Source organism: Dehalococcoidia bacterium, assembly GCA_035574915.1.
In the GTDB taxonomy this organism is placed as follows: Bacteria; Chloroflexota; Dehalococcoidia; order DSTF01; family WHTK01; genus DATLYJ01.
The window spans coordinates 1-8,356 of sequence record DATLYJ010000156.1; the positions used below are offsets into that span (position 1 = coordinate 1).

The following is an 8,356-nucleotide window of genomic DNA, read 5'->3' on the forward strand; positions in this document are numbered from 1 at the left end:
GATGACCTGCACGACTACGATGTCGGCGCCCTGGCTGCGGGCCAGGTTCGCGGCCCAGCGCGCCGCGGCGTCCGCCGAAGGCGAGCGGTCCGTGGCCACGACGATGCGCCGGACGGCGCCGGAGACTTCGGTTGTCATAAAAGAGCCCCCGAGACGTGGAGTCAGGTTAGTCGAACGGCCCTCGGCGGGCAACGTAGCCCTTGTTCGCCTACGCTAGCCGCGGCAACTGCAATCTCGCCGCGCGGGTAAAATGCCCATCAGGCCGTCATGCGGCGTGGGGAGCTTGGATACGGATGGCACTTGGGACCACTCAGAAAAGCGGCGCCGGCTGGGAAGCCCTTTCGCGCGGAGATTGGCCGGCGGCGCGGGACTGGTTCGAGAGGGAGGTCGCGCGCTCTGAGTACGGCGCGGCTCTCGAAGGGCTGAGCTGGACCGCTTTCTCTCAGAACGACGCCGACAGGCTGTTCTGGGCGCGCGAGCGCGCCTACAGGCGCTACCGGGAGGAAGGGGACCCGATCTCGGCCGCGCGCATGGCAGTCTGGATCTCCTCCGATTACACCGACTTCCGGGGGGAGACGGCCGTCGCGAACGGCTGGCGGCAGCGTGCTCGAAGGCTGCTGGAGGGCGAGCCTCTCTGCCCTGAACACGGCTGGCTGGCGCTGTTCGACGGCGAGGCCGCGCTCATGGTTGAGGAGGATGCTGAACGCGCCCTGGCCTGCGCGCGGCGCGCCTGGGAAATCGGGCGGCAAGTCCAGGCGCCGGACGTGGAGGCAATGGGCCTGGCGATGGAGGGCCTGGCCCTGGTGACCAGCGGCGAGATCGATGCCGGCATGTCCCGGCTGGACGAAGCAGCCGCGGCGGTCGTCGGAGATGAGCTCAAGGAGCAGATAGCGCTGACCACCTGCCTCTGCTACCTGGTGCAGGCCTGCGAGCGGGCGAAGGACTATGACCGGGCGACGCAGTGGTGTCAGCGGATGCGGGAGTATGTAGACGGACGCCAGATTGCCCTGGGCCAGGGGGTCTGCCGGGCGCACTACGCTGGTGTACTGATCTGGCGCGGCAAGTGGGAGGAGGCTGAAGCAGAGCTGGCAGTCGCGGAGGCCTTCATTCGGGCGAGCCGGCCGCCTATGGCAGCCGAGGCGGTCGTTCGGCTTGCCGACCTCCGGCGGCGACAGGGCAGGCTCGAGGAAGCAAGGCGGCTGTTCTCCGAAGTCGAGTGGCACCCGATGGCCCTGCTGGGACTGGCCGAGATGGCCCTTGCAGAGGGCCAGGTCGACGATGCACAGGAGGCGCTCGAGCGCGCGCTGAGGCATGTGCCCGAGAACAGCCGGACGCAGAGGGCCTCCGCCCTGGCCCTCCTCGCGCGGGTCCAGGCGATGCTCGGGGACCACGAGGCAGCACGGCAGAAGCTCGAGGAGGTGCGCGGCCTCTCCGAGGCCATTGCCACACTGCCCGTGAAGGCATCGTTCCACTTCTCTGCCGGCGTGCTGCAGGCTGCCGAAGGTGACCATGCGTCGGCGGCGCGCTCCTTCGAAGACGCCGTCGACCTCTTCGAACGCGGCGGCGGCCCCTATGAAGCTGCCGTCACGCGACTGGAACTGGCGCGATGCCTCGCGGCCTCGGGCAGGTTGGAGCGAGCTCGCGGGGAAGCGCGCGCCGCGGAACAGGCCTTGGCTTCGCTTGGCGCTGTCGTGGACGCGGCTCGTGCCTCGGCGCTCCTCGCCAGCCTCGGGGTTTCTTCAGGGGCATCGCCTCCCGCCCTCACGGCGAGACAAGTGGACATCCTGCGGCTCATCGCCGAGGGGCGAAGCGACCGGGAGATCGCCGCCGCGCTCGTGGTCAGCGAGCATACGGTGCACAGGCACGTGGCCAACATCCTCCAGCGCCTGGGCCTGCCTTCACGCGCAGCGGCGGTCGCCTTCGCGGGCCGCTCAGGCATTCTTTGAGCCACGCTGATGGCCGTTTCCGGCCATGCGTTAGCGGCACAGGAAATGGCCGGATCGCGCGATGGCGCCAGTCTCCGGCACGCCTACTCTTCCTCAGAAGCTGTCCCACGAAGCCGGGCGGCAAAAAGGGAGGTAGGACATGACGGTCGAAGATGCAGTCCACAAGGGCCTGGAGGCGCTCAACCGGCACGACGCGGCAGGCTACGCGGCGACCTATGCGGCCGGCGCCGTGGTGCACGACCCGCAGTACGGCGAGCCCCTGAAGGGCAGGGACAAGGTGCGCGCGGACATCCAGGACTTCTTCCGCGCCTTTCCTGACCTCAAGGGGAGCCTCAGGTCGCTCCTGGTGAACGAGGACACCTACGCCGCCGAGTTCGAGATGACAGGGACCCACCTTGGCCCAATCCCCACACCGGACGGTGTCGAGATCCCAGCCTCGAACAAGCCTGTGCGCTTCGGCGGTGTGTCCATCGGCCGGGTCGACCGCAACGGCGAGATCGCGGAGGAGCGCCGTTACTACGACCTCGCCTCGCTCCTGGCCCAGGTCTCCTAGATTCCCGGAGCCTGCCATCGGGCAGGCGGGTCGTGACCACCGAGGCGCCAGCCGCGACGACGGCAGGAGGGACGTGGCTGGCATCCCGGAGGTCGCGGGGCGGGAGCTGGGACCACGCGGCGCTAACGCCTGCCCGCGAAGCAAGCGGGGTGCTGATCGACGCCGACCGGCGGTTGCGCCGGGCGCGCGGGCTGCGGCCGCTTCCAGGGGCCTGAGCGGCCGCAGCACCGGCCGCCGGACGCTGGCGACCATGCCGCGTTGGCGCCAACGGTATGGCGCTGACCGCCGCCGGGCGGGGTGGCGGAGCCGTTCAGGCCAGGCCACGACATGGGCCCGTGTAACTATGCCTTCAGCGCAATGTATCGACTCGCGGCGGACTGGCGGCCCGCCGGCGGCCGGCGCCGTGCTCCGGCTCTCGACCCTCGAGCCTTACGCCGGCAGGGCTGACTTTTCCGCCAGCTGCGCAGTGGATCTCTTTTGCGGTTCTACCACCTCGAGCCCCGGCCCTCTACTTCGGGCCATCGCCGGCCCTGATGCGCCGGCCGAAGGCGCTCACAGGAGGTGCCGGCCACGTCAGGGACAGGATGTCTCCGGGATGCCGTCGATCCCCGCCAAGAATGTCCCCAAATCGCTGACGTGGTCGAACCCGAAGTCCCGAGCGACGTTACGGAGGCCCAGGCGGGGTGTCTCCTGTTCGGACGCGTGCTCACCCAGACCGCCCTGTGACCTGGCAAACTGACTGCTCACCACGCCCTAGCAGTTCGGGTTTGAGGGCGCGACGGCCTCGGCAACCCGGACCGAGGCGATGCCTCCTGACAGCAGGAGGGCTGAGACTAGCAGGAGCTTTGCTACCTTCACTCCTTCCTCCTTATGCCAAGTTGAAGGCCGAGAGCCGGAGTTCAAGACTCATCAAGCTGCCCAGCGAGGGCACGGTTCGGGATCGCGCTCACGCCGGGCGCCGTTGCGGTGATCGGGCCGCTTGTAGCGGCATTGAGGGCCGGGCTAGGGCGTCGCAAGGACCCGGCGCTGAAAATGTTTGAATGTATTTATGTCGAGGCTGGAAGGTTGTCAAGCCTCCTGCGCGACCCGGTCCGAGCTGTGCTGATGCGGACCCGAGACGACTGCTGGCGCAGCGCCGCCCGGAATGGCGCCAGAGATGACACCCGGGAGGGATCGCCGGCGTCGACCCGGCCGGACTGTACTTCCGCCTGAGTACCGGCGCAGAGGAGCCTTCGTCGGCCAGCTGCTCCGGGCGCAGGCCGCCGCCGGGGCCAGGCACCCGGGATCAGTCGAGGCGTGAGGCCGCGGCCGGCGCCGCGGTGGCGTCGAGGCCGGCGGCGCGGCGCAGCGCCTCCGCCTTGTCCGTCACCTCCCACGGCGCGTCGATGTCCTCCCGGCCGAAGTGGCCGTAGGCCGCGGTCGGCCGGTAGATCGGGCGGCGCAGGCGCAGGTCGCGGATGATGGCGCCGGGCCGCAGGTCGAAGTGCTCGCGCACCAGCTCCAGGATCAGGCTATCCGGGACCCTGTTCGTCCCGAAAGTCTCTATGGCAAGGGACGTCGGGTGCGCGACGCCGATGGCGTAGGAAATCTGGATCTCGCAGCGCTCCGCGAGGCCGGCGGCGACGATGTTCTTGGCCACGTAGCGGGCGGCGTAAGCGCCGGAGCGGTCGACCTTCGTCGGGTCCTTGCCCGAAAAGGCGCCCCCTCCATGCCGCGCCGAGCCACCATAGGTGTCGACGATGATCTTCCGCCCCGTGAGGCCGGCATCGCCCATGGGCCCGCCGATCACGAAGCGGCCGGTTGGGTTCACATAGTAGTGAGTGCGGGCGTCCAGCAGGTAAGGGGGGATTACCTCCCGGATGACGGCTTCGATGATCTCGTTCTTGATCCGCTGCTGGTCTATGCCGGGGTTGTGCTGCGTCGAGACGACGACAGTGTCGACCCGGACGGGCACACCGTGTTCGTACTGCACCGTGACCTGAGACTTGCCGTCCGGCCGCAGCCAGGGCAAGATGCCGTCCTTGCGGGCCAGGGCAAGCCGCCGCACCAGGCGGTGCGAGAGCATGATCGGGAGTGGCATGAGCTCAGGTGTCTCGGTGCAGGCGAAGCCGACCATCATGCCCTGGTCGCCGGCGCCCAGGAGGCCGGCCTCGTCCTCTTCGCCTGCCAGTTGCTTTGCTTCGAGGGACTTCGACACGCCCATGTCGATGTCCTTCGACTGCCCCTTGATCGCGACAATGACGCCGCAGGTCTCGTAGTCGAACCCGAATTCGGCGCTCGTGTAACCGATGTCCCGCACCACAGAGCGCACGACGTCCGGTATCTCCACGTAGGTCGAGGTCGTGACCTCGCCGCAGACGAAAACGATCCCGGTGGTCGTTGTGGTCTCGCAGGCGACGCGAGACTCCGGGTCATCCTTGAGCATCGCGTCCAGGATGGCGTCCGAGATCTGGTCGCACATCTTGTCCGGATGCCCCTCGGTCACGGACTCCGAGGTGTGAAAGTGCACGGGGGCAGTCATGGCGGTTAGGGGCATCGTTTACTCCGTCAGTCGGTTATTGGCGATGGTGGTCTGTGGTCGGATGGTCCCGGGTTCGCTCGTCTTTGTCTCGCGCTCGCGGGGATCTCGCCAGACCTGTGCCAGGCGGGCCGTCTGTCGAGCGATGATCCGGTACTCGTCAATCAGCAAGTCGATGTCGGACGCAGGCGCATACCTCAGCTCCGAAGCAATCATGAGGTGCACAACCATCTCGTTCGCCGAGCCCAGGGCATGAGCGAGATACAGCTTGAAATCGCGCGCCGTGAGGCGTCTCGAGAAGCCTTCCGCAATGTTCGTCGGGATAGACTTGGACGCGCGGCGCATTTGCTGCGCGAGATCGACGTGCTCGTGCGCTGGAAACCTCTTCACTAGTTCGTCGATCGGCCGGACAAGCGCCATAGCGCGGCGAAAGATCTCCAGGTCCTCGAAGGTTCTAATCCTCCCGGCCGGACGCTCCGGGAGTCGAGGCGCCGACTCCTCGCGCTTCTGACCACCGACCACCATCACCATCCTCTCGGCCATCAGTAGCGGTAGTGCTCCGGCTTGTAGGGGCCCTCGCGGCGCAAGCCCAGATAGGCGGCCTGCTCCTCCGTCAGCTCCGTGAGCTGGGCGTCCAGCTTCGTGAGCTGCAGGCGGGCGACCTTCTCGTCCAGCTCCTTCGGCAGCCGGTGGACGCCGAGGGGGTAATTCTCCGGCTTCGTGAAAAGCTCGATCTGGGCGAGGACCTGGTTGGCGAACGAGGAGCTCATGACGAAGGAGGGGTGGCCGGTGGCGCAGCCAAGGTTCACGAGGCGGCCTTCGGCGAGCAGGATGATCCGCTTACCGTCCGGGAAGATCACGTGGTCGACCTGCGGCTTGATGTTCTCCCAGTCGTACTTGCGCAGGCTGGCGACGTCGATCTCGTTGTCGAAGTGGCCGATGTTGCAGACGATGGCGTTGTTCTTCATCCGCCGCATGTGTTCGTGCGTGATCACGTTCACGTTGCCCGTCGCCGTGACGAAGATGTCGGCCTTGTCGGCAGCGTAGTCCATCGTGACGACGCGATAGCCCTCCATCGCTGCCTGCAGCGCGCAGATCGGGTCGATTTCGGTCACCCACACCTGGGCCTGCAGCCCGCGGAGAGCCTGCGCCGACCCTTTCCCGACTTCACCGTAGCCGGCTACGACCGCGATCTTGCCGGCGATCATCACGTCGGTCGCGCGTTTGATGCCGTCGACCAGGGACTCGCGCACGCCGTAGATGTTGTCGAACTTCGACTTCGTCACGGAGTCGTTCACGTTGATCGCCGGGAAGAGCAGGCGCTCTTCGCGCTGCATCTGGTAGAGCCGGTGGACGCCGGTCGTCGTCTCCTCCGTTACGCCGCGGATGCCGCGCGCCATGCGTGAGTACCAGCCGGGGTGGTCCTGCAGGCGGTGCCTCACGGAGGCGAAGAGGACGCGCTCCTCCTCGCTCGAAGGGTTATTGAGGACGGAGGGGTCCTGTTCCGCCGTCACGCCAAGGTGGATGAGGAGCGTGGCATCACCGCCGTCGTCCAGGATCATGTTCGGCCCCTGGCCGTTCGGGAACTCGAAAATGCGGTGAGTGAACTCCCAGTAGTCTTCGAGGGACTCGCCCTTGAAGGCGAAGACCGGGGTGCCACCGGCCGCGATGGCCGCCGCGGCATGGTCCTGGGTGGAAAAGATGTTGCACGAGGCCCAGCGGACGTCGGCGCCGAGGGCCTTCAGGGTTTCGATGAGCACAGCGGTCTGGATGGTCATGTGCAGGGAGCCGGCAATGCGCGCCCCTTTCAAGGGCTGGCGGCTCGCGTACTCCTGCCGGATCGCCATCAGCGCCGGCATTTCCGACTCCGCGATCGCGATCTCCTTGCGGCCGAAGCTGGCCAACGAGATGTCGGCGATCCTGTACTCGATCGCCTGCGGGTGCTGGGTGGTGGTCATGGTCTGCTCCTTTCGTCTCCTTGCGGGCGAAAGAAGAAGGCGCCCGCACCACAGTTAGTGCGAGCGCCGTTTATTACGCTGAGCCTGATCCCGGCGAAAGCGGGAACGCAGCGCTCCTCAGCACTGACCATTATATCGCAGCCGCCGGCCGGCCGTGCGGGCGCGGTGCTGAGCTGCGGGACGGCACTCGAAGGCCTCACAGCGTGACTACCTCCACCCCCGGCTCGCCGGCCCGGCGCGAGGCCAACCGGCGGCGCAGCAGCGGCAGCGGTGACAACGGCGCGCGCCGCGTCGCCATCGCTTCGACGATGCGCCCTGTCTCGGCGTAACCCAGCGTTTCGTAGACGTGGCGGGCCGAGCGGTTCGCCGGGTCGACGCTCAGGACCACCAGGTCGCACTCCTCGAGCAGTTGTGCCGTGACGGCCGCCGTGACCGCCGTGCCCAGCCCGCGTCCGCGAAAGTCCGGATGCGTGAAGACGTTGCCAACCACCGCGACGCGCATGGACTTCGAGAACGTGTGTGTGCCCGCGGCTGCTACGATGCGGCCCCGGTAGAGGGCGCCGAAGTACACGCCTTCGCGCACATGCCGCCCGGAATAGGCGATGCCCTCGCCCTCGAGCGCGTACAGGCGGTTCAACTCCGGCGCGTCCGCCGCCAGCAGACGGCGCACAGGGCCGCGGTCCGCGGGCGGCCGGAAGGACTCGGCATCCACGCGCATTCGCATCATCGTCTGGGGCCGCCAGAGGTTGTAGACCTCCAAAAGCTCGTCGACATGCTCGGCCTGGCAGGTAAGCAGGCGGCCGCGAGACCCTGGGTGGAGCCGGACAAGAGCGCCCACGAGACGCGGATCGCCCCAGGCATGGGTCGCTGGGCCGGGGCCGCCGCGCGTGTGCGCCAGGACAGCGGTCGCGCCGCCGGATTCCGCCACGTAGAAGTCCGCGAGCGGAAAGAGCGCGGCGTCCAGGTGGGCTATGGCGTAGGCGTTGAAGGCTTCCGAGCGGCGCAGAAGGTCCAGCAGCCGCGTCCGGTCCTGCACGCGACGGATGACCGCTGTCCTCGTCCCGGCCGCCCAGACGGCCTGGCTGCTACGCGCTGTCCTCGCTGTCAACTTCCACCTCAAGCCCGCGAAGCGGGCACAAGAAAGCTCCTCACTGACCTACAACGCCGTAGGGGCGGGTCAGAACCCGCCCCTACGCCAGCGTGAGAAGCTTTCAGCTACCGAACTCTCTCATCTTCCCCTTCCGTCCTTCGCTGAAGGAAGAAGGGTCGGACTTGGCACCGTGTCTAGCGACCGGTTGCCGGGCTTCGAAGGGCCGATCCCTCCACCACTCTGGATAAGAGCGTCTGCTATTCGGTTGTTCGCAATGATGTTAGGTCGATG

Annotated in this window: 6 protein-coding genes and 2 riboswitches; of the genes, 2 read left to right on the forward strand and 4 right to left on the reverse strand. The window is 67.4% G+C overall.

Annotation, left to right across the window (positions count from 1 at the left end; genetic code table 11):
• The first annotated feature begins 293 nt into the window (after positions 1-293).
• Both VNN10_14220 and VNN10_14225 read left to right on the forward strand, forming a co-directional pair.
• Positions 294-1,946: a tetratricopeptide repeat protein gene (locus tag VNN10_14220; GenBank protein ID HXH23177.1), complete on the forward strand. Its 1,653-nt coding sequence runs from the start codon at positions 294-296 to the stop codon at positions 1,944-1,946.
• 139 nt (positions 1,947-2,085) lie between these two features.
• The gene (locus tag VNN10_14225; protein HXH23178.1) at positions 2,086-2,499 is read left to right on the forward strand and encodes an ester cyclase; all 414 of its coding nucleotides are present in this window, start codon (positions 2,086-2,088) and stop codon (positions 2,497-2,499) included.
• 1,285 nt (positions 2,500-3,784) lie between these two features.
• Here the strand turns inward: VNN10_14225 and metK are convergent.
• From metK to VNN10_14245, 4 genes are all read right to left on the reverse strand, one after another.
• Positions 3,785-5,035 carry a methionine adenosyltransferase gene (gene metK, locus VNN10_14230; GenBank protein ID HXH23179.1) on the reverse strand — a complete coding sequence of 417 codons (1,251 nt, stop codon included), beginning with the start codon at positions 5,033-5,035 and terminating at the stop codon, positions 3,785-3,787.
• Between the two features lie 3 nt (positions 5,036-5,038).
• Positions 5,039-5,560, reverse strand: coding sequence for a four helix bundle protein (locus VNN10_14235; GenBank protein HXH23180.1), 522 nt, complete (start codon positions 5,558-5,560; stop codon positions 5,039-5,041).
• Positions 5,560-6,975 (reverse strand): adenosylhomocysteinase, encoded by a 1,416-nt coding sequence (gene ahcY / locus VNN10_14240; protein ID HXH23181.1) that lies wholly within the window; start codon positions 6,973-6,975, stop codon positions 5,560-5,562. The genes VNN10_14235 and ahcY overlap by 1 nt, the downstream gene beginning before the upstream one ends.
• A gap of 54 nt (positions 6,976-7,029) precedes the next feature.
• Positions 7,030-7,100: riboswitch (S-adenosyl-L-homocysteine riboswitch) on the reverse strand.
• A 71-nt stretch (positions 7,101-7,171) separates the two neighbouring features.
• A complete protein-coding gene (locus VNN10_14245) occupies positions 7,172-8,083 on the reverse strand; it encodes a GNAT family N-acetyltransferase (GenBank protein ID HXH23182.1) in 912 nt (303 codons plus the stop codon).
• 117 nt (positions 8,084-8,200) lie between these two features.
• Positions 8,201-8,316, reverse strand: a riboswitch (SAM riboswitch).
• Between the last annotated feature and the right edge of the window lie 40 nt (positions 8,317-8,356).

Coding starts and splice junctions, on each gene's coding strand:
- metK (HXH23179.1), bottom strand. CDS start 5,035: ATGCCCCTAACCGCCATGACTGCCCCCGTGCACTTTCACACCTCGGAG.
- VNN10_14220 (HXH23177.1), top strand. CDS start 294: ATGGCACTTGGGACCACTCAGAAAAGCGGCGCCGGCTGGGAAGCCCTT.
- VNN10_14235 (HXH23180.1), bottom strand. CDS start 5,560: ATGGCCGAGAGGATGGTGATGGTGGTCGGTGGTCAGAAGCGCGAGGAG.
- ahcY (HXH23181.1), bottom strand. CDS start 6,975: ATGACCACCACCCAGCACCCGCAGGCGATCGAGTACAGGATCGCCGAC.
- VNN10_14225 (HXH23178.1), top strand. CDS start 2,086: ATGACGGTCGAAGATGCAGTCCACAAGGGCCTGGAGGCGCTCAACCGG.